This is a genomic window from Pseudomonas sp. TE3911 (genome assembly GCF_054062775.1).
In genome coordinates this window covers 1,847,642-1,873,260 of sequence record NZ_JBSSFP010000001.1, presented here as the reverse complement: position 1 = coordinate 1,873,260, position 25,619 = coordinate 1,847,642, and the positions used below count along the sequence as shown (strand labels likewise).

Annotated in this window: 24 protein-coding genes; 14 read left to right on the top strand and 10 right to left on the bottom strand. The window is 61.2% G+C overall.

Annotation, left to right across the window (positions count from 1 at the left end; translation table 11 throughout):
- Window positions 1-27: 27 nt before the first annotated feature.
- The gene (locus ACVWXD_RS08565; RefSeq protein ID WP_286817513.1) at window positions 28-936 is read right to left on the bottom strand and encodes a LysR substrate-binding domain-containing protein; all 909 of its coding nucleotides are present in this window, start codon (window positions 934-936) and stop codon (window positions 28-30) included.
- 92 nt (window positions 937-1,028) lie between these two features.
- Between ACVWXD_RS08565 and ACVWXD_RS08560 the strand changes: the two genes are divergently transcribed.
- Window positions 1,029-2,006, top strand: coding sequence for a DMT family transporter (locus tag ACVWXD_RS08560; RefSeq protein WP_181643298.1), 978 nt, complete (start codon window positions 1,029-1,031; stop codon window positions 2,004-2,006).
- A gap of 30 nt (window positions 2,007-2,036) precedes the next feature.
- Here the strand turns inward: ACVWXD_RS08560 and ACVWXD_RS08555 are convergent, their stop codons facing one another.
- Both ACVWXD_RS08555 and ACVWXD_RS08550 read right to left on the bottom strand, forming a co-directional pair.
- Window positions 2,037-3,440 carry an MFS transporter gene (locus ACVWXD_RS08555; protein ID WP_032885315.1) on the bottom strand — a complete coding sequence of 468 codons (1,404 nt, stop codon included), beginning with the start codon at window positions 3,438-3,440 and terminating at the stop codon, window positions 2,037-2,039.
- 143 nt (window positions 3,441-3,583) lie between these two features.
- Window positions 3,584-4,108, bottom strand: a complete 525-nt coding sequence (locus ACVWXD_RS08550; protein WP_457370865.1) for a GNAT family N-acetyltransferase — start codon at window positions 4,106-4,108, stop codon at window positions 3,584-3,586.
- Between the two features lie 368 nt (window positions 4,109-4,476).
- Between ACVWXD_RS08550 and proP the strand changes: the two genes are divergently transcribed.
- Both proP and ACVWXD_RS08540 read left to right on the top strand, forming a co-directional pair.
- Complete coding sequence (proP, locus tag ACVWXD_RS08545; protein WP_032885317.1) at window positions 4,477-5,979, top strand: glycine betaine/L-proline transporter ProP; 1,503 nt, start codon at window positions 4,477-4,479, stop codon at window positions 5,977-5,979.
- A 51-nt stretch (window positions 5,980-6,030) separates the two neighbouring features.
- The gene (locus ACVWXD_RS08540) at window positions 6,031-6,537 is read left to right on the top strand and encodes a GAF domain-containing protein (protein ID WP_095184612.1); all 507 of its coding nucleotides are present in this window, start codon (window positions 6,031-6,033) and stop codon (window positions 6,535-6,537) included.
- Here the strand turns inward: ACVWXD_RS08540 and ACVWXD_RS08535 are convergent.
- Window positions 6,512-7,426: an AraC family transcriptional regulator gene (locus tag ACVWXD_RS08535; RefSeq protein WP_095184611.1), complete on the bottom strand. Its 915-nt coding sequence runs from the start codon at window positions 7,424-7,426 to the stop codon at window positions 6,512-6,514. The genes ACVWXD_RS08540 and ACVWXD_RS08535 overlap by 26 nt on opposite strands.
- Window positions 7,427-7,591: 165 nt before the next feature.
- Here ACVWXD_RS08535 and ACVWXD_RS08530 point away from each other — a divergent pair, with 165 nt between their 5' ends.
- The 3 genes from ACVWXD_RS08530 to ACVWXD_RS08520 all read left to right on the top strand — a co-directional run bounded on the left by ACVWXD_RS08530 (window position 7,592) and on the right by ACVWXD_RS08520 (window position 12,431).
- Window positions 7,592-8,614 carry an alpha/beta hydrolase gene (locus ACVWXD_RS08530; protein ID WP_095184610.1) on the top strand — a complete coding sequence of 341 codons (1,023 nt, stop codon included), beginning with the start codon at window positions 7,592-7,594 and terminating at the stop codon, window positions 8,612-8,614.
- Entirely contained in the window at window positions 8,614-9,798 is a 1,185-nt protein-coding gene (locus ACVWXD_RS08525; RefSeq protein WP_260368253.1) for an MFS transporter, read from the top strand. Before ACVWXD_RS08530 ends, ACVWXD_RS08525 begins: the two co-directional genes overlap by 1 nt.
- A 74-nt stretch (window positions 9,799-9,872) precedes the next feature.
- Window positions 9,873-12,431 carry a bifunctional diguanylate cyclase/phosphodiesterase gene (locus ACVWXD_RS08520; protein ID WP_457370864.1) on the top strand — a complete coding sequence of 853 codons (2,559 nt, stop codon included), beginning with the start codon at window positions 9,873-9,875 and terminating at the stop codon, window positions 12,429-12,431.
- Here the strand turns inward: ACVWXD_RS08520 and ACVWXD_RS08515 are convergent.
- Window positions 12,406-13,197, bottom strand: coding sequence for an AraC family transcriptional regulator (locus tag ACVWXD_RS08515; RefSeq protein ID WP_032885323.1), 792 nt, complete (start codon window positions 13,195-13,197; stop codon window positions 12,406-12,408). The two genes, ACVWXD_RS08520 and ACVWXD_RS08515, sit on opposite strands and share 26 nt — an antisense overlap.
- Window positions 13,198-13,341: 144 nt before the next feature.
- Between ACVWXD_RS08515 and ACVWXD_RS08510 the strand changes: the two genes are divergently transcribed.
- Together ACVWXD_RS08510 and ACVWXD_RS08505 are read left to right on the top strand one after the other, a co-directional pair.
- Window positions 13,342-14,553, top strand: a complete 1,212-nt coding sequence (locus ACVWXD_RS08510; protein WP_095184607.1) for an MFS transporter — start codon at window positions 13,342-13,344, stop codon at window positions 14,551-14,553.
- A gap of 108 nt (window positions 14,554-14,661) precedes the next feature.
- A complete protein-coding gene (locus ACVWXD_RS08505) occupies window positions 14,662-15,828 on the top strand; it encodes a GGDEF domain-containing protein (RefSeq protein WP_095184606.1) in 1,167 nt (388 codons plus the stop codon).
- 661 nt (window positions 15,829-16,489) lie between these two features.
- On the opposite strand, the gene ACVWXD_RS08500 is transcribed toward ACVWXD_RS08505, so the two are convergent.
- Together ACVWXD_RS08500 and ACVWXD_RS08495 are read right to left on the bottom strand one after the other, a co-directional pair.
- A complete protein-coding gene (locus ACVWXD_RS08500; protein ID WP_095184605.1) occupies window positions 16,490-16,912 on the bottom strand; it encodes an MAPEG family protein in 423 nt (140 codons plus the stop codon).
- Entirely contained in the window at window positions 16,905-17,210 is a 306-nt protein-coding gene (locus tag ACVWXD_RS08495; protein ID WP_457370863.1) for a DUF2834 domain-containing protein, read from the bottom strand. The genes ACVWXD_RS08500 and ACVWXD_RS08495 overlap by 8 nt, the downstream gene beginning before the upstream one ends.
- A gap of 83 nt (window positions 17,211-17,293) precedes the next feature.
- Here ACVWXD_RS08495 and ACVWXD_RS08490 point away from each other — a divergent pair, with 83 nt between their 5' ends.
- Window positions 17,294-18,082, top strand: coding sequence for a helix-turn-helix domain-containing protein (locus tag ACVWXD_RS08490; RefSeq protein ID WP_032887167.1), 789 nt, complete (start codon window positions 17,294-17,296; stop codon window positions 18,080-18,082).
- A gap of 57 nt (window positions 18,083-18,139) precedes the next feature.
- The gene (locus tag ACVWXD_RS08485; protein WP_457370862.1) at window positions 18,140-19,846 is read left to right on the top strand and encodes an amidase; all 1,707 of its coding nucleotides are present in this window, start codon (window positions 18,140-18,142) and stop codon (window positions 19,844-19,846) included.
- 254 nt (window positions 19,847-20,100) lie between these two features.
- Here the strand turns inward: ACVWXD_RS08485 and ACVWXD_RS08480 are convergent, their stop codons facing one another.
- A complete protein-coding gene (locus ACVWXD_RS08480; RefSeq protein WP_122680892.1) occupies window positions 20,101-20,319 on the bottom strand; it encodes a DUF6434 domain-containing protein in 219 nt (72 codons plus the stop codon).
- A 246-nt stretch (window positions 20,320-20,565) separates the two neighbouring features.
- Here ACVWXD_RS08480 and ACVWXD_RS08475 point away from each other — a divergent pair, with 246 nt between their 5' ends.
- Window positions 20,566-20,991: a nuclear transport factor 2 family protein gene (locus tag ACVWXD_RS08475; protein ID WP_032887170.1), complete on the top strand. Its 426-nt coding sequence runs from the start codon at window positions 20,566-20,568 to the stop codon at window positions 20,989-20,991.
- Window positions 20,992-21,005: 14 nt separating this feature from the next.
- Here the strand turns inward: ACVWXD_RS08475 and ACVWXD_RS08470 are convergent, their stop codons facing one another.
- Entirely contained in the window at window positions 21,006-22,331 is a 1,326-nt protein-coding gene (locus ACVWXD_RS08470; protein WP_457370861.1) for an aminotransferase-like domain-containing protein, read from the bottom strand.
- 90 nt (window positions 22,332-22,421) lie between these two features.
- On the opposite strand from ACVWXD_RS08470, the gene ACVWXD_RS08465 reads away from it, so the two are divergent.
- On the top strand, window positions 22,422-23,312 hold the full coding sequence (locus ACVWXD_RS08465) for a DMT family transporter (RefSeq protein WP_032887172.1): 891 nt from the start codon (window positions 22,422-22,424) through the stop codon (window positions 23,310-23,312).
- On the opposite strand, the gene ACVWXD_RS08460 is transcribed toward ACVWXD_RS08465, so the two are convergent.
- Window positions 23,309-23,866, bottom strand: coding sequence for a YceI family protein (locus ACVWXD_RS08460; protein ID WP_260368027.1), 558 nt, complete (start codon window positions 23,864-23,866; stop codon window positions 23,309-23,311). The genes ACVWXD_RS08465 and ACVWXD_RS08460 overlap by 4 nt on opposite strands.
- An 86-nt stretch (window positions 23,867-23,952) precedes the next feature.
- On the opposite strand from ACVWXD_RS08460, the gene ACVWXD_RS08455 reads away from it, so the two are divergent.
- Together ACVWXD_RS08455 and yghX are read left to right on the top strand one after the other, a co-directional pair.
- Window positions 23,953-24,441 (top strand): PaaI family thioesterase, encoded by a 489-nt coding sequence (locus ACVWXD_RS08455; protein ID WP_260368026.1) that lies wholly within the window; start codon window positions 23,953-23,955, stop codon window positions 24,439-24,441.
- 44 nt (window positions 24,442-24,485) lie between these two features.
- The gene (gene yghX / locus ACVWXD_RS08450) at window positions 24,486-25,373 is read left to right on the top strand and encodes a YghX family hydrolase (protein WP_457370860.1); all 888 of its coding nucleotides are present in this window, start codon (window positions 24,486-24,488) and stop codon (window positions 25,371-25,373) included.
- The last annotated feature ends 246 nt before the right edge of the window (window positions 25,374-25,619 follow it).

Genomic DNA, 25,619 nt, shown 5'->3' with positions numbered 1-25,619 from the left:
ATTGAGTGTGCGACAGCTGATCAGCCGTCAGCTGTCGCCCTTTAATTGCTCCTGCAACCAGCCCAACAACGCCGCGATCTCTGGGCGGTCGCCCGCGCCTTGATGACGATAAATCGAAATCGCCTCGGGTAAATGCACGCTCTCCACACAGGGCCTGACCAGCGCCCCACTCTCGATCAGCCTGCTTGCCGTACGGCGCCAGCCCATGGCAACTCCATGCCCTTCCACCGCTGCCTGCAACATCAATGGATAACTGTCGAATGTGGCACTGCGCGCATTGGCGGCCACTGCCTGCCCGAATACCTGCAACCAACTGTCCCACTCCATCAAGTGCGGAGGCTGGGAGCTGTGGTGCAAAAAAGTGGCCGACTGTAATTCGGTGAGCGACACCGGTTGTCGCGCATCGAAGTAGGCCGGGCTGCACACCGGGAACACTTCGTCAGCAGCGGTGAACATCAAGGGATGTGGGCCACTGGGTCGCCGCGAACTTTGCAGAGCAACGTCGAAGTGCGCATTGAACTCCGTCAGCGGCCGGGTTGAGGTCACGACCTGGATATCGAGATGCGGGTATTGCTGGTGGAAACTCGACAGACGCGGCATCAACCAATAAAACGCCTCGCACAGTTGGCAGAGCAGCACCACCCGGTCGCTGCGTTGCGCGGCGCGCAAGAGGGCTGCGCTGTCACCGATGCTGTGCAATGCGTCGCTAACCACCCGCGCCAGGTCACGCCCTTCTTGCGTAAGGGATACCGCGCGGTTGCGCCGGTAAAACAGCTTCACCCCGAGGTTGTCTTCAAGCCCGCGAATCTGTCGGCTGACAGCCGCCTGGGTGATGTGCAATTCATCCGCCGCCCTGGAGAAACTGCACAGGCGCGCTGCTGCTTCAAAGGGCAACAAGCTGGCAAGAGGCGGCAAGGTTTTACCGAGCGTATTCATAATCTGAAGTTATGCATTCAGGGCGGAGAACTCGTTTGTAGCACAGCCTCGCGGCTAGGCACCATGGATCTCTCGCCTGATGGATAACCCTGATGACCTTACCGAAGAGCTCGATATTTGTTGGCGTAACCCTGGCGGTCATCTCGACCCTAGGCTGGGCGCTGAACTTCATCACGCCTTACGTCAGTGGCGAATACACCCTCTACGACCTGATGGTGGTGCGTTTTTTGATCGCGGGCGCACTGGGTGTATTGGGCGTGATTCTGTGCCGGGCGCACCTGCGTTTTTTGCGGCCTGGCCAGCTCTGCCTCGCCGCAGCGCTCGGCGCCTTGGGCTGCCTGGGATACGGCGCGTGCATCGCTGCGGGAGTCATGTTCGGCGGCCCGGTGCTGACGCCGACGCTGGTGGGGATGGTCCCCGTGTTGCTGGCTCTGCTCGGCAACGCCAGGGACAAAACCGTGCAGTGGCGCAGGCTGGCGATGCCGTTGACGTGCCTGACCGTGGGGCTGTTGTTGGCCAATCTGAGCAGCCTGCACCAGCCTTCATTGAGCCTTGCTTCCTGGTGGTTGGGGCTGCTGTTTTCGTTGAGCGCGGTTGGCTTGTGGATAGGCTTCAGCGTGATCAATCAAAAGCAATTGATGCACCTTCCCGCGTCGAGCATTGGACTCTGGAGCGCGTTGATGCTGCTCGGTGCAGGCACCGCCACACTGGGGTTGCTGCCGCTGATACAGAGCTTCGGCCTGCTCAAGCTTCCGACGTTGGGCCTTGAGCTCTCCCGCGCTGGGCCGCTGTATGCCTGGAGCCTGATCATCGCGCTGATGTCGACCGTGGTCGGCGCCTGGGCCTGGAACGCCGCAACACAGCGCTTGCCTATGGTATTGAGCGGCCAATTGATCGCCCTTGAATCACTCTTCGCCACCCTGCTCGGCCTGGGGTTTCACGGGCGCTGGCCAACGCCGATGGAAACCGCAGGCTTGGCCGCTGTGCTAACCGGTGTGGTGATGGCGGTGCGGATCATCCTGACCAGGGCAGACCCCGCCAGCACCTGCGGGGGTGCTGAACGGGTGTGAGGCGCAAGTGCACCTCGCGACCTGTGGTTTTCACAGGTCGGTGATTTCCTTGTGACGCGGTACCAAGGTCTTCATCACGCTCCACGCCACCAGGTAGGCCAGGGCGCAGATAGCAAACATGATCATGTAGCCGGTGTGGATGTCGTTGATTGACTTGTAATAGTCAAACACCCACCCGCCGATCTTGGTCATCACCACACCGCCGATCCCACCGGCCATGCCACCGATACCGACCACCGAGGCCACGGTTTTCTGCGGGAACATGTCGGACACGGTAGTGAAGATGTTGCACGACCACGCCTGGTGCGCAGACGCGCCCACGCCGATCAGCAATACCGGCACCCAGAAGCTGATGTAGCCCAGGGGCTGCGCCAACAACACCACCAACGGGAACAGCGCGATCACCAGCATGGCTTTCATGCGGCCGTCGTACGGGGCATCGCCGCGCGCCATAAAGTAGCTGGGGAACCAGCCGCCGCCGATGCTGCCGACCATGGTCATGCTGTACAGCACCGCCAGCGGCATGACGATATCGGCGCCCTTCATGCCGTATTGCGCGGACAGGTAAGTCGGCAGCCAGAACAGGAAGAACCACCACACGCCGTCAGTCATGAACTTGCCAAAGGCAAAGGCCCAGGTCTGGCGGTAGGTCAGCAACTTGAACCACGAGACTTTCTTTTCGGGCGCGCCAGACGGGGCTTTGGTGAACGGCTGTACGGTCTGGTCACTGCGGATATAGGCCAGTTCTTCGGCCGACAGGCGTTTTTGCTGCTCGGGTTTTTCATACACCGCTGCCCACACCGCTACCCATAGGAAACCGAGCATGCCGATCACCATGAACGCGGCTTCCCACCCCCACATGCCAGCAATCAGCGGCACGCAGATCGGCGCCAGGATCGCGCCGACGTTGGCGCCGGAGTTGAAGATGCCGGTCGCGAAGGAGCGCTCTTTCTTGGGGAAGTATTCGGCAGTGGCTTTGATCGCGATCGGAAAATTACCCGCCTCGCCAATCGCCAGCACCGCTCGGGAGAGCATGAACCCGGCAATCGATACCGGAATCACCGCCAGCCCAATCGCACTGCTGACAGCGGCAATGCCCTCGCCCATCTGCACCGAGAACGCATGCATGACGGCGCCGGTGGACCAAATGGCGATGGCGACCACGTAAGCGGCCTTGGTGCCGATCTTGTCGACAAAGCGCCCAGCAAACAGCATGGAAATCGCATACACGAACTGGAACACCGCCGCGATGTTGGCGTAATCGGTATTGCTCCAGCCAAATTGCGTGGACAGCTGCGGTGCCAACAGGCTGAGCACCTGGCGGTCGAGGTAGTTGACGGTGGTGGCGAAAAACAACATCGCACAGATGGTCCAGCGATAGTTGCCTACCGCCTGGCCAACGCGCTGGGCGCTGATGGGCTCGTTCAGATTCATGGCATCACTTTTTATTTTTGTTAGGTAGGACATATGTAACGTCATATGTCGTCGTACAACTGCGACTTTTATATCGAGACCCATGAGCGGTGTCAATCTGAAAGATTGCCGCCTGTCTAGGGACTACGTGGTTACGAGAAGTTTCAGAGAGAGGTAGTTGTAGGATGACAAATGCGTAACACCAGACTCGGTGCCTGACCGGGCACATCGTCGAGGACGCCAATGTGCTGCAGGCCCACCTTTTCCAACACGCGGATCGAGGCGGCGTGATCGGGCCGAACCAGCCCGAACACTTCGGGCAAGTTCAGGGTTTCAAACGCCAGCACCAGCGCATCGCGGGCAAGCTCAGTGGCATAGCCGTGCCCCCAGGCCTCCACGGCAAAACGGTAGCCGAGGTTGATACGCCGCTCAGTGAGGTAGTTGAGCGGTGCGATACCGCCAAAGCCGATGAGATGCTCTGGGGATTCACGCCGGGCAATCGCCCACCAGCCATAACCGTCGCGCGCCCATTGTGCGAGCCAGTGGTCGAGCAACCGCCGCGCATCGGCAAGGCTTGCCAAGGGACCGGAAGGATTGAACCGGTTGGTCTGTGGGTCGCCGAAGATCGAGAACAATCGCGGCAGATCCCCGGGGGTTGGTGGACGGTAGCTCAGGCGTGAGGTGGGCATTGGGGTGGTTCTCTCTCAAGGGTGTCGCTCTTTTTTTGTGGTGAGCGGGCTTTTGTGGTGAGCGGGCTTGTCCCGCGCTGGGCTGCGAAGCAGCCCCATCAACGCCAACCCGGTTTTCCAGACAAACCGGGTTGTGTGGTTTTGGGGCTGCTTCGCAGCCCAGCGCGGGCAGTGCGACGATTCGACAAGCCCGCTCACTACAGGGGGTAGCGGGGTCGTGAAATAGCGCTTTTCACAGGTAGATCTGCTGCCAGTCGAGAAAAAGTACAGCAACGGGTGAATTTTTTCGTGTCCGCTTGTATCTGAAGTGACAGAGCGGTGCTATCGCAGTGATAGCACCACCCCTGTTCTGTTTTAGAGTGGTTCGCATGAAATTACGTAGAAAAAGCGTCAAACCCATCGGGTTGAAGGACATCACCATCGTCGACGATGCCAAGGTGCGCAAAGCAATTACCGCCGCCGCCCTTGGCAATGCCATGGAATGGTTCGACTTCGGTGTCTACGGGTTTGTCGCCTATGTGCTCGGTAAAGTGTTCTTCCCGGACGCCTCCCCCAGCGTACAAATGATCGCCGCGCTGGGTACGTTCTCCGTGCCTTTCCTGATTCGTCCGCTGGGTGGCCTGTTCTTCGGCGCGCTGGGCGATAAATACGGACGGCAGAAAGTCCTCGCCGCCACCATTGTGATCATGTCCCTGAGCACCTTCGCCATCGGCCTGATTCCCGGCTATGCGTCCATTGGCATCTGGGCGCCGATCCTGCTGCTGCTGTGCAAGATGGCCCAGGGTTTCTCGGTGGGTGGTGAATACACCGGCGCGTCGATCTTCGTCGCCGAATACGCCCCGGACCGCAAGCGCGGCTTCCTCGGCAGTTGGCTGGACTTCGGCTCGATTGCCGGTTTTGTGCTCGGTGCCGGCGTAGTGGTATTGATCTCCAGCGTGCTTGGCGAAGCCGAATTCGAATCGTGGGGCTGGCGCCTGCCGTTCTTCCTGGCTCTGCCTCTGGGCATCATCGGCCTGTATCTGCGCCATGCGCTGGAAGAAACCCCCGCGTTCCAGCAACACATGGACAAGCTCGAACAAGGCGACCGCGAAGGCCTGACCCACGGTCCCAAGGTCTCCTTCAAGGAAGTCGCCACCAAGCATTGGCGCAGCCTGCTGACCTGCATCGGTATCGTCGCGGCCACCAACGTGACGTACTACATGCTGCTCACCTACATGCCGAGCTACCTGTCCCACAACCTGCATTACAAAGAAAACAGCGGCGTGCTGATCATCATCGCGATCATGGTCGGCATGCTGTTCGTGCAACCGTTCATTGGCTTTATCAGTGACAAGATCGGCCGCAAGCCTTTCATCATCGCGGGCAGTGTTGGCTTGCTGTTTCTGTCGATCCCGGCATTTATGCTGATCACCAGCGGCAAGATCGGCCTGATCTTCGCCGGCCTCTTGATCCTCGCTGTGATCCTGAACTTCTTCATCGGCGTGATGGCTTCGACCTTGCCAGCGATGTTCCCCACTCACCTGCGCTATAGCGCGCTGGCCAGTGCGTTCAACGTCTCGGTACTGATCGCCGGTGTAACACCGACGGCCGTGGCGTGGCTGGTGGAAAGCACCAATGACCTGTTCATGCCCGCCTACTACCTGATGGTGTTTGCCGTGGTCGGTTTGATCACCGGCCTGACGATGAAGGAAACTGCCAACAAGCCTCTGCGTGGCGCGGCACCGGCAGCTTCGGACATGGAAGAAGCCAAGGAGTTGCTGCAGGAACACCACGACAATATCGAGCAGAAGATCGAAGACATCGACGCCGAAATTGCGGAATTGGAAGCTAAGCGCCAGAATCTGGTGCAACAGCACCCGCGAATTAATTAAGACTTGACCGTGCGTGGTGGCCCCGGCCACCACGCCTTTGGAGAGCTCAGCATGCTTCCCAGCTTCACCGCAGCACATTCGCTACTGAGCGCAGACGAACGCGCCGCCATCGCCGAAATAGAAGCCACCACCAGCATTCTGCAGTTGGTCACCCGCCTGACCGGGATGCGCTTTGCCGGCATCGCCAAGTTCACCGACCTGGAATGGGTGGTCTGCTCGGTCCACGACCCTATGGAAATGGGGATCAATGTGGATGACGTGCTTAACCTGGAAACCACCCTGTGCAGCGAGTTCTGCATTAATCCACAGACCTTGTTCATCCCGCAGGTCAGCGCAAACGGCCGCTTCGCTTCACGCCCGGTAGTCAAGCAGTTCGCTATCGAAAGCTACGCCGGCGCGCCGATTTTCCTGCCAGATGGCCGCTTGTTCGGCGCGCTGTGTGCCTTGGATTCACAAGCGATGCTGTTTGATGACCCCAACCTGCCGGAAACCCTGAGCCTGTTTGCCCGACTGATTGGCTGCATCTTTTTCGCTAACTTGACACAGAATGATCGTTAAATTTCGGCTTGCCGCGTAACCCGGCGATGTCGCGCTTGGGCGGCACGCCAAACAGCCGGCTGTATTCGCGGCTGAACTGCGACGGGCTTTCATAGCCCACTTTGAACGCCGCACTGGAGACATCCTGATGCTCGTTAAGCATCAACCGGCGCGCCTCGTTCAAACGCAGCCACTTCTGATACTGCAACGGACTCATCGCCGTGAGTTGGCGAAAGTGATGATGGAACGTGGCCGCGCTCATCTGCACCCGCGCCGCCAAGTCTTCCACGCGCAGCACTGCGTCGTAGTTGAGTTTGAGCCAGTCAATCGCCTTGGCGATACGGTAGCCCTGCCCGTCCACTGAACAAATCTGCCGCAGTCGTCCAGCCTGGTCGCTTTGCAATAAGCGGTAGTGGATCTCGCGCTGGATCAGTGGTGCGAGTACCGGGATCGCCTCGGGCTCATCGAGCAACGCCACCAGCCGCGCAAACGACGCCAGCATGCCGTCGGTGACAACCCCGATGCCGACCCCTTTGAGCACTGAACGCTCGCGCTTGGGCGGCAGCTCACTCTGGGCGATCAGCTCGGCCAATATGCGCAGGTCCAGCTTAAAGGTCAGCCCCAGGCACGGCCGCGTGGGGCTCGCCTGCAGCACTTCGGAATTGGCAGGAATGTCCAGCGATGTCACCAGGAAGCGTGACGTGTCATACGGATACCCCTCGCCGCCCACCCACAGCTGCTTCTGCCCCTGGGCCACCAGCACAATGCTCGGTTCGACCATGCACACCACCGGCGTGCACGGCTGCTCACGCCGATAGAACCCCAGGCCCGGGATCGGCATGGGGCAGTCCCCAGGCGCAGCGATGCGCGATGCAATAGCGTGGACCAGCGCGTCCAGATTGTTCTTCATAACCTGCCCTTTTTGTTGATCCGCGAACTCTACCCCGCGCAGTCCACGGCGTCCCCCGTAACCCCCCAGACTCAGAGCATCAGGCAAGTAATCCATCGGAACGCACTACAGACGCCGCCGCCACACCGGGAAAATGTGCGGACCAACCCTTTCAAGGATCCGCCCATGAAACGCCTCTTGCTTGCCCTTGGTTTGCTGGTGACGTCTTTAACTGCTCTGGGAGCCGATATGTCCAACAGTGCTGACAACTTCTACACAAGCGACAAGGTGACGGTCGAAAAGGTCACCTTCAACAACCAATACGGCCTGCAGGTTGCCGGCAACCTGTTCGTGCCGAAAAACCTGAGCTCGGGTGCTAAAAGCCCCGCGATTATCGTCGGTCACCCGATGGGTGCCGTCAAAGAACAGAGCGCGAACCTGTACGCCACCAAAATGGCCGAACAGGGCTTCGTCACACTCTCTCTGGACCTGTCGTTCTGGGGCGACAGCGCCGGCACACCGCGAAACGCGGTGCTGCCCGACCTCTACACCGAGGACTTCAGCGCCGCCGTGGACTTCCTCGGCACCCGGCAGATGGTCGACCGTGAACGCATTGGCGTGATCGGTATCTGTGGCAGCGGCAGCTTCGTCATCGCGGCGGCGAAGATCGACCCCCGCCTCAAGGCCATCGCCACCGTCAGCATGTACGACATGGGCGCGGCCAACCGCAACGGCCTCAAGCACGGCGTCACCCTGGAACAGCGCCGGCATATCCTGCTGCAAGCGGCCAACCAGCGCTATGTGGAATTCCAGGGCGGCGAGACCCTCTACACCAGCGGCACGCCGCTCAAGCTGACGGGCAATCCGGTGGGGGACGAGTTCTTTGACTTCTACCGCACGCCACGTGGCCAGGTCACGCCTGCCGGTGCGTCGCCGCAGACCACCACCATGCCGACGCTGACCAGCAACGTGAAGTTCATGAACTTCTACCCGTTCAACGACATCGAGACGATCTCTCCGCGTCCGCTGTTGCTGATCAGCGGGGCCAACGCGCACTCCCGCGAGTTCAGCGAAGACGCCTACCAGCGTGCGGCCGAACCGAAGGAATTGCTCATCATCCCGAACGCGGGGCATGTGGACCTGTACGACCGGGTCAATCTGATTCCGTTTGCCCACCTCACCACCTTCTTCAAGAACAACCTCAAGTGATGCCCAATAACCCGAATGCACCGCGCTGGGGCGCGGTGCTCGCTATGTCCCTGGCGGCCTTTACATTAGTCGCCTCGGAGTTCATGCCGGTCAGCCTGCTGACGCCACTGGCGGCCGACCTCAACATCACTCAAGGCCAGGCCGGCCAGGGCATTTCGGTGTCAGGGCTGTTTGCCTTGCTCACCAGCCTGGTGATTGCCGCCGTGGCAGCGCGGGTGGATCGCAAGCGCCTGCTGGTGGCGCTGACACTGCTGATGATCGTGTCCGGAACGGTCGTGGCCTTTGCGCCGAACTACATGGTCTTCATGTTGGGGCGAGCGCTGATCGGCGTTGCCATCGGCGGGTTCTGGTCACTGTCGGCCGCCACCGCCATGCGCTTGGTACCGGACGATCAAGTGCCGCGTGCCCTGGCCGTGGTCAACGGTGGCAACGCCCTGGCGACGGTGATTGCTGCTCCACTGGGCAGCTTTCTGGGCGGAATGATCGGCTGGCGTGGCGCGTTTTTCTGCGTGGTGCCGGTGGCGGTGATCGCCGTGGTGTGGCTGCTGATCAGCCTGCCCTCGATCAAGTCGCGGGGCGAGGCAAAGACCACCAACGTGCTGCGCCTGATGAAACAGCCGCCTGTGATCATGGGCATGCTGGCGGTCAGTGTGTTTTTCATGGGTCAGTTCATGCTGTTCACCTACCTGCGACCGTTCCTGGAAACCGTCACCCAGGTCAGCGTGTCCCTGTTGTCGCTGATGCTGCTGGTACTGGGCATGGCCGGTCTGGCGGGCACGTTCCTGATCGAGCGTTTTTTGAAGCGCAGCCTGTATCCCACGCTGATTGCCATCCCACTGCTGATGGCGTTGATCGCCCTGGCCTTGGTCGCCTTCGGCAGCTCGACGGCGATGACAACCCTGTTGCTGGGGCTCTGGGGCCTGGTCGCGACCGCCGCCCCCGTGGGTTGGTGGACGTGGCTGGCCAACACCCTGCCCAAGGATGCCGAAGCAGGGGGCGGCCTGATGGTCGCGATCATCCAGTTGGCGATTGCTTCAGGCGCCACGGTGGGCGGTGTGGTGTTTGACTTCAGTGGCTATCGGGCGACGTTTGAGTTGAGTGCGGCGCTGCTGTGCGGGGCGGCGTTGCTTGCGTGGGCAACACGCTGCGTCAGTGTTCGCGCACAACACTTGAGCACAGCCTGACGCACTCAATCTTTTCCAAGGGCCGCCGATAACTTGTCATACCCCTGACTTGCAGCGAGGCCCTGCGCTAAATAATGCCCAACTCTCTCGCTCCAATCGTCCGCTCGCTGTCCACCCGCACCAGCCTGTCACTGGCACGCACGTCACTGTTGAATTTCATGGCCTTGCTGGCCGTTGTCTTTGCGGCAGCGGCTTACTCACTGCTTTACATCGCCCATGACCTGGACCGCACCGAGCAGGCCGAAAGCGCGTTCCATACTCGCAAAGCCATACAGTCCATGGAAAAAGCCATGCGGGTGACGGTCAAGGACTACGCGTTCTGGAGCGATGCCTACAAGCACCTGCATGTACAGGTGGACAAGGATTGGGCCTTCGAGCGCGGCAATATCGGGCCCACACTGTTCCAAGACTTCGGTTTTCAGGGCCTGTTTGTGGTCAACGATGCCAATCGCACGGTGTACACCGTGGTCGAAGGCGAACTGCAAACCTTTGAGCTCAGCGAATGGCTCGATCAGCCCCTCACCCAACTGCTCGAACAGGCTCGCGCCGGCGTAGACAACGAAACCCCGGTGAGCACGTTCATCAACGTACGCGGCAGCCCCGCCCTGGTGGCTGCCGCAGCCATTACGCCGGGCACCGACCCCACGGTGGTTGCAGACGGTAGGCCAGCCTCGGTGCTGGTCTTTGTCGACATCCTCGACAGCGCCAAATTGGGCCTGATCGGCGATGACTTCGGCGTGGGCAACCTGCACATCGCCACCCCTGAAGACATCGCCAAGGGCGTGTTTTTACCCCTCGGCGACAACGGCAGCGCCGGTAGCCTGTACTGGCAGCCGGAACAGCCCGGCCGACGCCTCATTGGCGTCGGCCTGCCCTTGCTGGGCCTGGCCGCGCTGCTGGTGTGCCTGATGACGTGGATGATCTTGCGCCGCAGCACAGCCGCCGCCCTGGCGCTGGATGCCAGTCACAGCTCGCTGCAAACCAGCCAGAACGCCTTGGCCACCAGCGAAGCGCGCTTTCGCGATGTGGTAGAAGCCAGTTCCGACTGGGTCTGGGAGATCAACGGCGATTGGCGCTTTACCTACCTCTCGGAGCGTTTCGAAAGCGTAACCGGGTTGACCCGCGACGCCTGGATCGGCGCGGCCATGAATGACCTGCTGGGCACCGAAGACGGTTTGTTGTCACAGTGGCTGTGCACGCCCGGCCGACGCCCGGACCTCAGCGTGCAATGCCTGTATGTGGATGCCCAAGGGCAAGAGCGCACCACCCGGCTATCGGCGCGGAAAATGCCGTGCGGCGGGTTTCGCGGCACCGCCACCGACGTGACTGAAGAAGTCGAGGCGCGCAGACGCATTGAATTTTTGTCCCAGCATGACGCCCTGACCGGGTTGCCCAATCGCACGCGTCTGCAAGCCTTCCTGGACGCCAAGCTCAAGACGCTGCCCCTCGTTGAGCAACCCTTGGTCATGCTCAGCCTGGACCTGGACCGATTCAAACCGGTCAATGACTTGCTCGGGCATGCCGCCGGCGACCGGGTGCTCAATGAAGTGTCGAGCCGCCTGACCGACTGCGTGCGCCACGGTGATCTGGTGGCGCGGGTTGGCGGCGATGAATTTGTGCTGATCCTCAGCGATGCCGGCACCCAGGACGACGTCGAAAACTTTTGCAAACGCTTGATCGTCTCCCTTGAGCGCGCGATCCGGATCGATGAGCAGGAAGTGTTTATCAGCGCCAGCATCGGTATTGCGCTGGCGCCCAATGACGCCGGCAACGTCACCGAAATGCTGCGCTACGCGGACATCGCGCTGTACGAGGCCAAGTCCGCCGGGCGCAATACCTGGCGCTTCTACTCCGGCGAGATGAATGCACGAATCATCGAGCGTCGACGCCTGGAAAGCGACCTGCGCTATGGGATCAAACATGGGGAATTGTGCCTGCACTTTCAGCCGCGTTACCGCATAGCCGACGGGCAGATGGTCGGCGCCGAAGCGCTGGTGCGCTGGCAACACCCGGAGCGCGGCCTGATCGCGCCGGACACCTTTATCCCGATTGCCGAAGAGTCCGGCCTGATCCTGTCGCTGAGTGACTGGGTGCTGGAAACCGCCTGTGCCTGTGCCGCCCAGTGGCCGGATGCGTTGTTTGTGTCGGTCAACCTGTCGCCGACCGAGTTCAAGCGCGGCAACCTGATGGAGCGCGTGCGTCACGCGTTGCAGGCATCGGGTATCGAACCGGCGCGGGTGGAACTGGAAATCACCGAAAGCGTCATGCTCGAAGACGCCGTCGGTGCGCTGGACGTGATGCGCGCCCTCAAACAACTGGGCATCCGCATCGCCATGGACGACTTTGGCACCGGGTATTCATCACTGAGCTACCTGCGCGCGTTCCCGTTCGATGGCTTGAAAATAGACCGCAGCTTTCTGACCCGACTGGAAGACAGCGAGGACGACCAAGCCATCATCCATGCCATCGTCGGCCTGGGACGTGCCCTGGCACTCACGGTGACCGCCGAAGGCATCGAAACCGCCGAGCACCTGGCGATGCTCAAGGCCGTGGCCTGTGATGAAGGCCAGGGCTACTTCCTCAGCCGCCCGCTGGATACCGACGCGTTCAACCGGCTGCTGGGCCCGGTTTGAAAAACAGGCTCGGCGTCTTGCCGAACTGTTTCTTGAACATGCTGGTGAAGGCGCTGGGGCTTTCGTAGCCCAGCTCCAACGCTACGTCGATGATCTTTTCCCCCATCGCCATGCGCTCCAGGGCCAGTAGCAACCGCGCCTGTTGGCGCCATTGGCCGAAGGTCATGGCGGTTTCCTTGCGAAACAGGCGCTGGATGGTTTTCTGATCCAGGCCCAGGCGCTCGCTCCAGTGCGCCACTGTCGAGGCATCGCCCGGATTCTGTTGCAGCGCCAGGCAGATCCGCTGGATACGCGGGTCGGCAGGCTGTGGCAGGGATAACGGCAACGCGGGCAGGATGGCCAGTTCGTCGAGGATCAGGTGCATGATCCGCGCATCCCGCGAGTCTTCGGCATAAGGTGGCTTGAGGCTGACCGAGGCCTTGATCAGCTCGCTCAGCAGCGGCGAGATGCTCACAGCCTTGGTTTCGGTGGGCAGATTGGGGAAGCTGTCGGGGCGCACAAACACGCTGCGCATTTTCAGCGGCCCTACGCAGCGCAGGGAATGCACGTGCCCGCAGGGCATCCAGAAGCCGCGATTGGGCGGCACTGTCCACTGGTTCTGCGCCGAATGCACTACCATGACCCCTTCGGTCGCGTAGAGCAGTTGATGCTTCTCGTGGCTGTGGTCGGGGATCACCCAGTTTTCAGGATAGTCGGTGGCCGAACTGATCACGGCCCACTCGCCTTCGTCGATCTCCTGCAGGAATTTATCCAGTGACTTGATCATTTAGCCCTTTTTGCGACAGTTACTGCCCGAATTTCGTGAGACAGACATTTTTACTGAATCTAGCATAAAGCCCGACACAATTTGAAATGGGCCGCCAGCCACGTATTGGCGGCCCCTGTTCGCTGCCTTGTATGGAATGCCTGCATGTCGACACTCACCGCGTCACCCGCCACTGCTACCAGTGCGCCCCAAGCAAGCCCATTAGTTATGCGTATCCTCGGTGCCTGCGCTTTGGCGCACCTGATCAATGACCTGATCCAGGCCGTGCTGCCGTCGATCTACCCCATGCTCAAGGCCAATTACGGACTGACGTTTGCCCAGGTGGGCCTGATCACCCTGACCTTCCAACTGACCGCCTCGCTGCTGCAACCGTGGATCGGCTACCACACTGATCGTCATCCCAAGCCTTGGCTGCTGCCGGCCGGCATGGTGTGCACATTGATCGGCATCCTGATGCTGGCGTTTGTCGGCAGCTTCCCGGCGATCCTGCTGGCGGCGGGTCTGGTGGGCGTAGGCTCGTCGACCTTCCACCCGGAAACCTCCCGCGTGGCGCGCCTGGCTTCCGGCGGACGCTACGGCCTTGCGCAATCGACCTTCCAGGTCGGTGGCAACACCGGCAGCGCCTTCGGCCCGTTGCTGGCAGCGGCGATCATCATTCCCTACGGCCAGGGCAATATCGCCTGGTTCGGTCTGTTCGCGGTGTTCGCGATCCTGGTGCTGTATGGCTTGAGCCGCTGGTACCGCAACCACCTCGCGCTGTTCAAGCTCAAGCAAGGCGGCAAAGCCACCCACGGCTTGTCCAAAGGCCGCGTGACGTTTGCCCTGGTGGTGCTCGCAGTGCTGGTGTTCTCCAAGTACTTCTACATGACCAGCCTGACCAGCTACTTCACGTTTTACCTGATTGAAAAATTCCACCTGTCGGTATCGAGTTCCCAGATGTACCTGTTCCTGTTCCTCGGTGCGGTGGCCGTGGGCACCTTCGCGGGCGGCCCGATCGGCGACAAAATCGGCCGCAAGAAAGTCATCTGGTTCTCCATCCTCGGCGCCGCGCCCTTCACCCTGGCCCTGCCCTACGTCGATCTGTTCTGGACCGCCGTGCTCAGTGTGGTGATTGGCTTTATCCTGGCTTCGGCGTTCTCGGCCATTGTGGTGTTTGCCCAAGAACTGGTGCCGGGCAATGTCGGGATGATCGCAGGTGTGTTCTTTGGCCTGATGTTCGGTTTCAGCGGGATTGGCGCGGCGTTGCTCGGTTTGCTCGCGGATAACCACGGCATCGAGTACGTCTACAAACTGTGCTCGTTCCTGCCGCTGGTGGGTATCCTGACGATTCTGCTGCCGTCGACCAAAGGCGTTTGACCCGCCGATCATCGGCTGGCTGTGTGCCACTACACAGAATGCTCTGAAAAACCTGCGTGTGCGCTTACAATCCCGGTTTAAACGCACACCAGGCAGACCCAGCAAGAAATGACGCTCGACCCTCCCACGATTTTGGCACTCACCGTTGCCCTGGCAGCCGCTGCCGCCCTTTACCTGCTGGTCGAATGGCGCAGCGTGCGCGAACCCTCGCTGCTGTTGTGGAGCAGCGGTTTCGCCACCATCACCATCGGTTCGCTCCTGGCCCTGCTGCGCATTAATGGCTTTTTAGTCATCGGCATCTGGTTCGCCAACGGTTTGCTGGTGACCGCACACTTCCTGTTTCTGCTCGGCGTGGCGCGGTTTACCCAAGTACGCGTGTCACGCGCCTGGGCCCTGATGCCCGTGATCTGGTTCGCCATGCTCGCGCTGCCAACGGACCAATCATGGTCCAAAGCCATGCTGGCGGTGCAATCGCTGTTGGTCGCCCTGCCCACCCTGCGCGCCAGTTTCCTGCTGCGGCCCCATGGCCGGTCCCTGAGCGTCGGCGCGGTGCAGTTGCGTTTTGTGCTGCTGCTCCACGGGACCTTTTACGTGGCCAAAACGCTGTCGGTGGTCATTCCCGGCACCCTGATCGACCTCGCCGCCTTCAAGGGCGAGATCATCCAGATCTCCCTGGTGGAAGGCGCCATGGCAATCATGCTGATTGCCTTGTCCATGACGGGTTCCGAACGCTACCGCCGCGAACAACAGATCGCCCGCCTCGCCGCCCGCGATCCACTCACCGCCCTCTATAACCGTCGCGCCCTCGACCTGCGCGCCCCTCGCCTGCTGGCCCAGGTATCTTCGACCCAACCCGGCGCACTGCTGCTGATCGACATCGACAACTTCAAAGGCGTCAACGACCTCCACGGCCACACCGCCGGCGACCGCCTGTTGATCGCATTGAGCGAAATGATCCGCGCCGTCGTGCCCCGAGGCGCACTGGCAGCACGGCTGGGCGGCGATGAGTTTGTGATCCTGCTCAATCCCACGTCGGCTGAGCAGATAGTCGAACTGGGCAGCAGCCTGCGCGACCAGTTTCAGCAACTGGCCTCGCAGAGCTTCAGCACCCCGCAACCGGTGACCCTGAGCATTGGCGCCAACCTGTTCGATCAGCCGCCGGAGAGCCTGGCGGCGTTGATTGAGCAAGGGGATACGACGCTGTATGAGTCCAAGCGGGGTGGGCGGGACAGTATCCGGTTGGTGGATCGCAGGGGCGCCACGCCCTACGGTTAGAGATCGTAACTAACCCCCACACTCCGCCCCGTCCTGACCGACTCCAACGCTTCGGTGTGAGCAGTCCGCCGGTGGCGCCGGAGACTTCAAGGCCAGTTACAGGTCACGGCGTATCAAGACAACCAAAGGCAGGCGATGGGTTTGAGTCAGTGAGGCGCTTTTGTGGTGACCGGGCTTGCCCCGCGCGAGGCAAGCTCGCTCACTACAGAAGTGAGCGGGATGCCACTGAATTTCAGACAAGCCTGCAACAAGTCATCGCGCCAAGCCCGAGCAAGCAGATCACCCCGACCCCATACGACTTCAAGGCCAGTTACAGGTTACGGCGTATCAAGACAACCGAAGGCAGGCGATGGGTTTGAGTCCGTGAGGCGCTTTTTGTGGTGAGCGGGCTTGCCCCGCGCGAGGCAAGCTCGCTCACTACAGAAGTAAGCGGGATGCCGCTGAACTTTATACAAACCTTAAACAGGTCATAGCGCCAAGCCCGAGCAAGCAGATCACCCCGACCCCATACGACTTCAAGGCCAGTTACAGGTGACGGCGTATCAAGACAACCAAAGGCAGGCGATGGGTTTGAGTCCGTGAGGCGCTTTTGTGGTGAGCGGGCTTGCCCCGCGCGAGGCAAGCTCGCTCACTACAAAAGTAAGCGGGAGGCCACTGAATTTCAGACAAGCCTGCAACAAGTCATCGCGCCAAGCCCGAGCAAACAGATCACCCCGACCCCATACGCCAGCGTTCGCCAAGGTTGCCAACCCGCCAGATACGTCACCGTATGCGCCAGACGGGCCAGGGTAAAACCGCCAAACAACCACGCACTCGCCACAGCGGGCGCCTCCAGCGCAACACACAGCCCTCCCAGCACAAAAAACACGGGGATGTTCTCCAGATCATTGGCCCACGCTCTGCTCGCTCGGCCAACCGGTGGCAGCTCTATCGAATGCCTGGCGCGCTTAAAGAAAGCCGCATCTTCAGCGTTGGTGAATGCCAGGCCTCGAATGCGGAAATACCCTTGGTAGCAGGAAACCGCAAACATCTTCAGGCATAGCACCAGTACACACAGGGCATAGACTCTCAGGAGGTCATTCATCCCTGACTCCCTGCACCACGATATAGAGCAGCGGCCCCACTGACACAAACACCACCGTCAATAAAAAGTACGGCACCACCGAACGCACTGACCGCCCTCGCCCGCGCGCATCCCGATACATCCATACACACGCCAATACCGCCATCAGGTAAAGGTCGATCACCACTTGCGCGGTGTCCGGTCGAGACATCAGCTCGCGCCCAAAGGCCAGCAGCGATTGCTCGGCAGTCAGCATCGTAACCAGGGTGTACAGCGAAAAACCGAGCAAGCCGGCCAGGGCAATATAAGGTCTGTGCATGGTGTCGTCCTTGAAGTGATCGAGGCCCACCTTAGTGATAAGGTTTGGCCCCTCGCAATGACCTCGGAGGTCATGAACACGTCATGGAAAACCCTGCTAGCGCCGGTGAACACCTGCGCCAACTGCGCCGACAGGCCAAGTTGAGCCAACTGGACCTCGCCCTGATCACCGGGATTTCTCAGCGTCATCTCAGTTGCCTCGAAACCGGTCGCGCCACACCTAGTCCGGGGACACTGCACAACCTGTTGACGGCACTGGAGACACCGCTGGAGCAATCCAACCGCGTGTTCCTCGCCGCCGGTTACGCCCCGCGCTACACCGCGACCCCGCTTGCCTCACCGGCCATGGCCGCGGTTCGCGAAGCGGTCAACCATGTGCTGCATGCAAACAACCCCGCGCCTGCGATTCTGCTGGGCAGTGAGTGGCAAGTGCTGGCGGCGAATGTCAGTACCGGGCTGTTGTTTGAACGGGTGGGCATCAAAGCAGATGCAGCCGATGGCTTGAACCTGCTGACCACCCTGCTGCAAACCGGTGGCCTGGGCGACCACCTCATCAACGCCGAAGAGATCCGCACCCTGGCCTGGCAACGGGCAACCCGCGAGGCGCTGGGCAATCCGGCATTGGCTGCCCTGCTGGCGAGTTTGCCAGCGCCGACTCACACCCAATTACCCACCGAAATGCCGCCGCTGGTGCTCACGCGCATCCGCTCACTCGAAGGCGAGCTGAACTTTTTGTCGACCTTCACCACGTTCGGCATGCCCCAGGACATCACCCTCACCTCGCTGCGCATCGAGCATCTGATTCCGGCTGACGAGGCGACCTGGCAGGTGATGCGCGCTGCCTTCGCGGACTATTCGGCGCTGGTTTTGTGAAATATCTGTACGTAGACTGCGGCCATACCTCCATCTGAAGGCGGCGAAGAAAACGTCATGCAAGTTACCGAAGTCTCCATTGCCCAATTGCGCGCGGCGCTTGAATCCGGCCAGACCACTGCCGTTGAATTGGTCCAGGCTTATCTCGCACGGATCGATGCGTACGACGGCCCGCAGACCGCCACCGCGCTTAACGCTGTGGTGGTGCGCAACCCACAAGCGCTCAAAGAAGCCGAGGCGTCCGATGCACGCCGGGCCAAGGGCGAAACGCTTGGGCCATTGGATGGCATTCCCTACACCGCCAAGGACAGTTACCTGGTCAAAGGCCTGACTGCGGCCTCCGGCAGCCCGGCATTTGCCAAACTGACCGCCCAGCGCGACGCGTTCACCATCGAACGCCTGCGCGCCGGTGGCGCCATTTGCCTGGGCAAGACCAATATGCCGCCGATGGCCAATGGCGGCATGCAGCGTGGCGTATATGGCCGCGCCGAAAGCCCCTATAACGCTGACTACCTCACCGCACCGTTCGCCTCCGGCTCGTCCAACGGCGCGGGTACTGCAACCGCCGCCAGTTTCGCGGCATTCGGCCTTGCAGAAGAAACCTGGTCCAGCGGACGCGGTCCGGCGTCCAACAATGGCCTGTGCGCCTACACCCCCTCCCGTGGGGTGATTTCGGTGCGCGGCAATTGGCCGCTGACGCCAACCATGGACGTGGTGGTGCCATACGCCCGCACCATGGCCGACCTGCTGGAAGTCCTCGATGTGGTGGTCGCCGAAGACCCCGACACCCGTGGCGACCTGTGGCGCCTGCAACCCTGGGTGCCGATCCCCAGCGTCGCCTCGGTGCGCCCGGCGTCTTACGCTGAGCTGGCTGCGACGGCTGAATCCCTCGCGGGCAAACGCCTGGGTGTACCGCGCATGTACACCAATGCCGACCCCGACGCCGGCACCAGCGAAAAACCCGGCATCGGCGGCCCGACCGGGCAACAGATCAACACCCGCGCCAGCGTGATCGACCTGTGGAAAGACGCCCGCAAGGCGCTGGAAGCGGCTGGCGCCGAAGTCATCGAAGTGGATTTCCCCCTGGTGTCCAACTGCGAAGGCGATCGCCCCGGCGCGCCGACGGTGTTCACCCGAGGTTTGGTATCCAAGGAATTCCTGCACGACGAGTTATGGGAACTGTCCGCCTGGGCTTTCGATGATTTCCTGCGCGCCAACAACGACCCAACCCTCAACCGCCTGGCGGATGTGGACGGCCCGAAAATCTTCCCCCACGACCCCGGCACCCTGCCCAACCGTGAAGACGACCTCGCCGCCGGCATGGACGAATACGTGCGCATGGCCCAGCGCGGCATCACGCCCTGGAATGAAATCAGCACCGTGCCCGATGGCCTGCGCGGCCTGGAGCAAACCCGGCGGATCGACCTGGAAGACTGGATGGAAACACTCGGCCTCAACGCTGTGCTCTTCCCCACCGTCGCCGACGTAGGCCCGGCGGATGCCGATGTAAACGAAGCCAGCGCCGATATCGCCTGGAGCAATGGTATCTGGGTGGCCAACGGCAACCTCGCCATCCGCCACCTGGGCGTGCCAACCGTCACCGTGCCGATGGGCGTGATGGCGGACATCGGCATGCCGGTAGGGCTGACATTTGCCGGGCGCGCTTATGATGACTCGGCATTGCTGCGGTTGGCGGCGGCGTATGAAGCGACCGGCAGCAAGCGATTGATCCCCCCGCGCACCCCGCCACTGATCACAAACTAACGATTTACCCTGTGGGAGGGGGCTTGCTCCCGATGGCGGTGTATCAGGCAAAGCTGTTCCAACTGAACCACCGCCATCGGGAGCAAGCCCCCTCCCACATTTTGATCCTCATCGTGTCAGTTACCGGCTTTGTTTTAACGACAAATGCCGGCAGCACACAGCGGCACCTGGCAGCGATTTGGGGGTGAAGGCAAACCACAGGCCGGGCGCCAGGTGAATGCCGTAGTTGATCACTACAACCAGGCCCTGGTTGATCATGGGCGGGTGTCATGGTTCAAGCGCTGCCATTCATCCACCACGTCGCCCAGGGTCTTGGGGATATCGTTGCGAATCCAGGCCATGAAGGGACGATCGAACTTGAAGGTCGGCCCGCAGTGCTCACGCATGAAGCGCCGCACGTTCTGGGTGTTTTTGTAGTGTGCGGTCACCGGGGTGGCGCGGGTGATGGGGTCGCTGTGCCAGTCAAAATCCATTTTGTCACTCGGGCAGGTGTTGGGTCGGCTTTAGCATAGCGATGTGCCAGCCACCCAGGAAGTGCCAAAACCTGCCGTGTACGAGTACCCCGCGTGTCGGGACATCGTATAAGGAGCTAAAACCTACAAATACCAATCTTGTCAGGGTATTTCAAAATTTTACTTTCCTTAGGGCCGGCAAATATTGCATGGTTGTACGACGACTATAGCTGTCGTGCACACCCCAACAACAATAAGGAAACACCCATGCAAAACGTCAAAGTGCTGATCGGTTTTCTGTGCCTGTTCAGCGGCTACGTGGCCGCAGCCCCCGCCGACAACGACGTAGCCCAAGCGGTCGATCACCTGACCCAAGCCATGCTGCACAAAGACATCAAGCAGCTCCAGGCCCTCACTGCCGAGCAACTCACCTACGGCCACTCCAGCGGCAAAATTCAGAACAAACAGGAATTCATCGCCGATATCGAGACCGGTCGCAGCGGCTTCAAGACTCTGGAAATGCAAAAACAAACCATCACTCTGCAAGGCGACACGGCACTGGTGCGCAACCACTTTCACGCACAGGCGGTGAACAGTGGCGTCGAAGTGCCTACCGACATCGAAAACTTCCAGGTCTGGCAAAAGCAGAAAGGCCACTGGCTGCTGATCGGTCGCCAGGCCTTTAAATTCTGATGGCTAGCGGTGGCTCACCACGCCACCACGTTGCGCACCTTGAGCAACGCCTCGCGCAGCGACGGCATGTCCACCGAACCCAACGCCAGGCGTAGCGCATGGGGCACCTGGGCCGAAACGGCAAAGGGCTCAGCGGTGGACACGGAAACGCCCTCGCGCTGCAAGGCCATGGCGACTTGATCGGCGCGGGCATCTTCCGCCAGCGGGAGCCACAAAAAATACGATGACGGGTGGCTGGTGTGGGCCACCCCCTTCAACACCTGCGCAGCCAAGGCTTGCCGAGCCCGGGCATCCTGGCGCTTTTGTGCTTCCAAGTGGGCAACGGTGCCGTCCTCGATCCAGGCCACGGCAATCGCGCTCATCACCCCGGGCACGTTCCAGGTGGTCGCCATGATGGTGCGCTCCAACGCCTTCATCCACGCAACAGGCGCCGCGACAAATCCCACGCGCAGCCCTGTGGCGACACTCTTCGACAACCCACCCACATACACCGTACGTTCCGGTGCCAGGCTCGCCAGGGGCGTTGGCGCGTCCTCAACTAAAAACGCGTAGGCCGCGTCTTCAATGATCATCAGGTTGTGCTGGCGGGCGATGGCGACCAGCTGCTCGCGCTGCGCCATGCCCATCACCCAGCCCAGCGGATTGTGCAGGGTCGGCATGCTGTACACCGCGCGAACCGGACGCTTGCGACACACGCTATGCAGATATTCCAGGTCCGGGCCGCTGGCGGTGACGGGAATCGCGACGATTTCCAGATGCAGGGTCTCTGCCAACACCTTGAACCCTGAATAGGTCAACGCGTCCACCGCGATCACATCCCCCGGCTTGAGCAACGCCATCATCGCCACCGCCAACCCATGTTGGGCGCCGCTGACCACCAACACCTGCTCGGCCTGCACTGTCAGCCCTCGGCTCAGCAGATGGCGGGCAATGGTGGCGCGCTCATGCAGGCGACCGGCGTGGGGCTGATAACGCAGCAGCGCTTCGAGGTCACCGGACAGCGCCAATTGGCGCAACGCAGTGCGCAGCAAGTCCGCCTGACCCGGCAACGAGGGGTAATTGAAGTTGAGGTCGAGCATGCCCGCCGCGATGGTCATCTGCCCACTGCCCTGCCCTGGCGGCAACGCAATCTCGCGCACGAAGGTGCCGCGCCCGGTTTCTCCGCTGACCAGCCCCATGGCCTCCAGCTCGGCGTACACCCGACTGGCGGTGACCAGCGCCAAGCCATGATCCGCGGCCAATTGGCGATGGGTAGGCAATCGCATACCAGGGGGCAGTCTTCCGCTGCGAATGTCATCGGCAAAGGTGTCGACCAGTGACTTGTAACGGGCGCGGGGCATTGGCGATGTATCCATGACAATTTTTTGATTGTCTTGATTCTCGATCCTAGGATGGGCACCACGCAACTCCTCTTTTTCGGGACAGCCCCCATGGAACGTACGTCTCCCCTCAACGCCCTGGACAACAGCACTCAGGGTTGGATCAATGGCTTTATCGGCGTGGTGATTTTCAGCGGCTCACTGCCCGCTACGCGCTTGGCGGTCATGGAATTCGATCCGGTGTTTCTGACGATGATTCGCGCCGCCATCGCTGCCGCATTGGGGCTGCTTCTGCTGTGGCTGTTCAAGGAAAAACGCCCCGCGCGCACTCAATGGGTGCCCCTGCTGATCGTCTCCCTCGGCGTGGTAATCGGCTTCCCCCTGCTCACCGCCCTGGCCCTGCAATACGTAACCTCCGCCCATTCCATCGTGTTTATCGGCCTGCTCCCCCTGGCCACGGCGGTGTTTGGCGTACTGCGGGGCGGCGAGCGCCCGCGACCGGTGTTCTGGGTGTTTTCGATTCTGGGCAGTGCCCTGGTGATGGGTTATGCCTTCGCCCAGGGCGTGAGCGCCGCACCGGCTGGCGATTTGCTGATGCTCCTGGCGGTGTTGGTGTGCGGCTTGGGCTATGCCGAGGGCGCGAAACTGTCGCGCAGCCTGGGCGGCTGGCAGGTGATCTGCTGGGCGCTGGTGGTGTCGCTGCCAGTGGTGCTGCCGTTAGGCCTGCTCCTTGCTCCGCCAAGCTTTGCCGGCATCAGCCTGACAGCCTGGCTGAGCCTGGGCTATGTGGCGCTGTTCAGCATGTTGATCGGCTTTGTGTTCTGGTATCGCGGGCTGGCTCAAGGTGGCATCGCGGCCGTCGGCCAGTTGCAGTTGCTGCAACCGTTCTTCGGCCTGGCGCTGGCAGCGGGCCTGCTGCATGAACAGGTCAGTCTCGGCATGGTGCTGGTGACGGTGGCGGTGATCGCCTGCGTGGCCGGTGCGAAGAAGTTCGCCCGCTAACGCTGCGGTGCGACCATCTTGAATTTGATATGGATGTCGTTGGAAACCACGCTGTTGCCGGCCCATTCACCCTCACCGATCTTGAAATCGCCGCGATTGAGGATGAATTCGCCGTCGAACACGCCAATGCCATCCAGCTCCTTGAGCACCACCTTTACATCAACCGGGCGTGTGGTGCCCTTGATGGTCAGGTTGCCGCTGATCCTGAAGCGGTTATTCCCCAGCGCCTTGACCCCAGTGGATTCATACACCCCGACCGGATAGGTCGCGGTGTCAAACCAGGACGCGCGTTGCAGGGTGTCATTGGCATCGTCACTGCCGGCGCTGATGCTGGTGAGCTGGATCTTGAGCAGCGCGTGTCCCGCCTCCGGCGCCTGCGTATCAAAGGCCAAGGTGCCCTCGAATTCCTTGAACCTCCCATACATCCGCTGCCCCAGTTGTTCGTAGGTGAAACTGATCTGGCTGGCAGTGTGATTGACGTCCTTGTACTCCACCGCCTGGGCGCTGGCGATAAAGCCCAGGACAAGCGCAACCGGCAAAAATCCACGTTTCATGCACCACTCCGCAAAGTCTGGATGTATTCCCATCACGCGTTTGTCCTGCTAAACAGAATAGTCGCCCACAACAATAAGGACGTTGCATGCAAGCGCTACAAGACATCACCGCACCGGAAGGCATCTGCTACGGCTGCGGGGGCAGCAACCCTCACGGGCTGCACATCAAGAGCCGCTGGGACGCAGACGGCATCCATTTGATCACCCAACACGCGCCAGAAGCTCACTTCACTGGCTGGCCGGACCTGGTCTACGGCGGCCTCATCGCCATGCTGGTGGACTGCCATTCCAACTGGACCGCCATGGCCTACCACTACCGCACCGAGCAACGCGAACCCGGCAGCCTGCCACGCATCGACTGCGTGACCGGCAACCTCGGCATCAAATTCATCAAGCCCACGCCCATGGGCGTCACCCTCACCTTGCGCGCCAGGGTGGAAGGCGACGTGGAGCGAAAAACCCGCGTGGTCTGCGAGGTATACGCCGGCGACGTGCTCACGGCAATCGGCGACTCGGTGTTCGTGCGCGTCGACACCGGGCAACTGGCCGCTGCCGCCCATGGCCGCGAGGACTGAAGCTGGTCTACATTGACTGTCACCGCTAATCGAGGATTGCACCGATGACTCGTCTCACCGCGAAAGACTTTGCCCCCGAACTGCTGGAACTCTACGACGGCTACGCCCACGGCAAGATCAACCGCCGTGAGTTTCTCGACCGCGCTGCGCTGTTCACTTTTGGCGGCCTGACCGCTTCCGCCCTGCTCGCCTCCCTGAGCCCTAACTACGCCCTGGCCGAGCAAGTGAAATTCACCGACCCGGACATCGTCGCCGACTACGTCACCTACCCCTCACCCAAGGGCAACGGCACGGTACGCGGCTACCTGGTACGCCCGGCCAAGGCTGCGGGCAAGTTGCCGGCGGTGGTGGTGGTCCACGAAAACCGCGGCCTGAACCCGTATATCGAAGACGTCGCCCGGCGCCTGGCCAAAGCCGGCTTCATCGCCCTGGCCCCGGACGGTCTGACCTCGGTCGGCGGCTACCCCGGCAATGACGAAAAAGGCGTAGCGCTGCAACAGACCGTCGACCCGACCAAACTGATGAACGACTTCTTCGCCGCCATCGAATGGCTGATGCACCACGACAGCAGCACCGGAAAAGTCGGCATCACCGGCTTCTGCTACGGCGGTGGCGTGACCAACGCAGCAGCGGTGGCCTACCCCGAACTGGGCGCAGCCGTATCCTTCTACGGCCGCCAACCGGAAGCCAAGGACGTACCGCGGATCAAGGCGCCGATCTTGCTGCACTTCGGCGAGCTGGATACACGCATCAACGAAGGCTGGCCGCCCTACGAGGCAGCCTTGAAAGCGGCCGGCACAACCTATGAAGCGTTCATCTACAAGGGCGCCAATCACGGCTTCCACAATGACTCGACGCCACGTTATGACGAAGCAGCCGCCAACCTGGCATGGGAAAGAACACTGGGGTGGTTCAACAAATACCTGGCATGACTGGCGCTGCTCTGGCTGTTGCTCCTGCTTTTGATCTTGATCCAAAGCGCCCCGTCAGACGCGCTGGCCGAACGCAGGCTTGAATCCGTGGGCAACCCGGCAGGACGCCGGGTTAGCCGCACTGGGCCATAGATCCAGCCGGAGTGAGGGCATGCCGATTCCAGACGAAGCACCGAGTGTTGGGGCGAAGGCCTTTTGGTTACTTTTGGCTGGGCCGGCATTCCGGCCTTTCCAAAAGTGACCCGC

Coding starts and splice junctions, on each gene's coding strand:
- ACVWXD_RS08565 (WP_286817513.1), bottom strand. CDS start 936: ATGAATACGCTCGGTAAAACCTTGCCGCCTCTTGCCAGCTTGTTGCCC.
- ACVWXD_RS08560 (WP_181643298.1), top strand. CDS start 1,029: ATGACCTTACCGAAGAGCTCGATATTTGTTGGCGTAACCCTGGCGGTC.
- ACVWXD_RS08555 (WP_032885315.1), bottom strand. CDS start 3,440: ATGAATCTGAACGAGCCCATCAGCGCCCAGCGCGTTGGCCAGGCGGTA.
- ACVWXD_RS08550 (WP_457370865.1), bottom strand. CDS start 4,108: ATGCCCACCTCACGCCTGAGCTACCGTCCACCAACCCCCGGGGATCTG.
- proP (WP_032885317.1), top strand. CDS start 4,477: ATGAAATTACGTAGAAAAAGCGTCAAACCCATCGGGTTGAAGGACATC.
- ACVWXD_RS08540 (WP_095184612.1), top strand. CDS start 6,031: ATGCTTCCCAGCTTCACCGCAGCACATTCGCTACTGAGCGCAGACGAA.
- ACVWXD_RS08535 (WP_095184611.1), bottom strand. CDS start 7,426: ATGAAGAACAATCTGGACGCGCTGGTCCACGCTATTGCATCGCGCATC.
- ACVWXD_RS08530 (WP_095184610.1), top strand. CDS start 7,592: ATGAAACGCCTCTTGCTTGCCCTTGGTTTGCTGGTGACGTCTTTAACT.
- ACVWXD_RS08525 (WP_260368253.1), top strand. CDS start 8,614: ATGCCCAATAACCCGAATGCACCGCGCTGGGGCGCGGTGCTCGCTATG.
- ACVWXD_RS08520 (WP_457370864.1), top strand. CDS start 9,873: ATGCCCAACTCTCTCGCTCCAATCGTCCGCTCGCTGTCCACCCGCACC.
- ACVWXD_RS08515 (WP_032885323.1), bottom strand. CDS start 13,197: ATGATCAAGTCACTGGATAAATTCCTGCAGGAGATCGACGAAGGCGAG.
- ACVWXD_RS08510 (WP_095184607.1), top strand. CDS start 13,342: ATGTCGACACTCACCGCGTCACCCGCCACTGCTACCAGTGCGCCCCAA.
- ACVWXD_RS08505 (WP_095184606.1), top strand. CDS start 14,662: ATGACGCTCGACCCTCCCACGATTTTGGCACTCACCGTTGCCCTGGCA.
- ACVWXD_RS08500 (WP_095184605.1), bottom strand. CDS start 16,912: ATGAATGACCTCCTGAGAGTCTATGCCCTGTGTGTACTGGTGCTATGC.
- ACVWXD_RS08495 (WP_457370863.1), bottom strand. CDS start 17,210: ATGCACAGACCTTATATTGCCCTGGCCGGCTTGCTCGGTTTTTCGCTG.
- ACVWXD_RS08490 (WP_032887167.1), top strand. CDS start 17,294: ATGGAAAACCCTGCTAGCGCCGGTGAACACCTGCGCCAACTGCGCCGA.
- ACVWXD_RS08485 (WP_457370862.1), top strand. CDS start 18,140: ATGCAAGTTACCGAAGTCTCCATTGCCCAATTGCGCGCGGCGCTTGAA.
- ACVWXD_RS08480 (WP_122680892.1), bottom strand. CDS start 20,319: ATGGATTTTGACTGGCACAGCGACCCCATCACCCGCGCCACCCCGGTG.
- ACVWXD_RS08475 (WP_032887170.1), top strand. CDS start 20,566: ATGCAAAACGTCAAAGTGCTGATCGGTTTTCTGTGCCTGTTCAGCGGC.
- ACVWXD_RS08470 (WP_457370861.1), bottom strand. CDS start 22,331: ATGCCCCGCGCCCGTTACAAGTCACTGGTCGACACCTTTGCCGATGAC.
- ACVWXD_RS08465 (WP_032887172.1), top strand. CDS start 22,422: ATGGAACGTACGTCTCCCCTCAACGCCCTGGACAACAGCACTCAGGGT.
- ACVWXD_RS08460 (WP_260368027.1), bottom strand. CDS start 23,866: ATGAAACGTGGATTTTTGCCGGTTGCGCTTGTCCTGGGCTTTATCGCC.
- ACVWXD_RS08455 (WP_260368026.1), top strand. CDS start 23,953: ATGCAAGCGCTACAAGACATCACCGCACCGGAAGGCATCTGCTACGGC.
- yghX (WP_457370860.1), top strand. CDS start 24,486: ATGACTCGTCTCACCGCGAAAGACTTTGCCCCCGAACTGCTGGAACTC.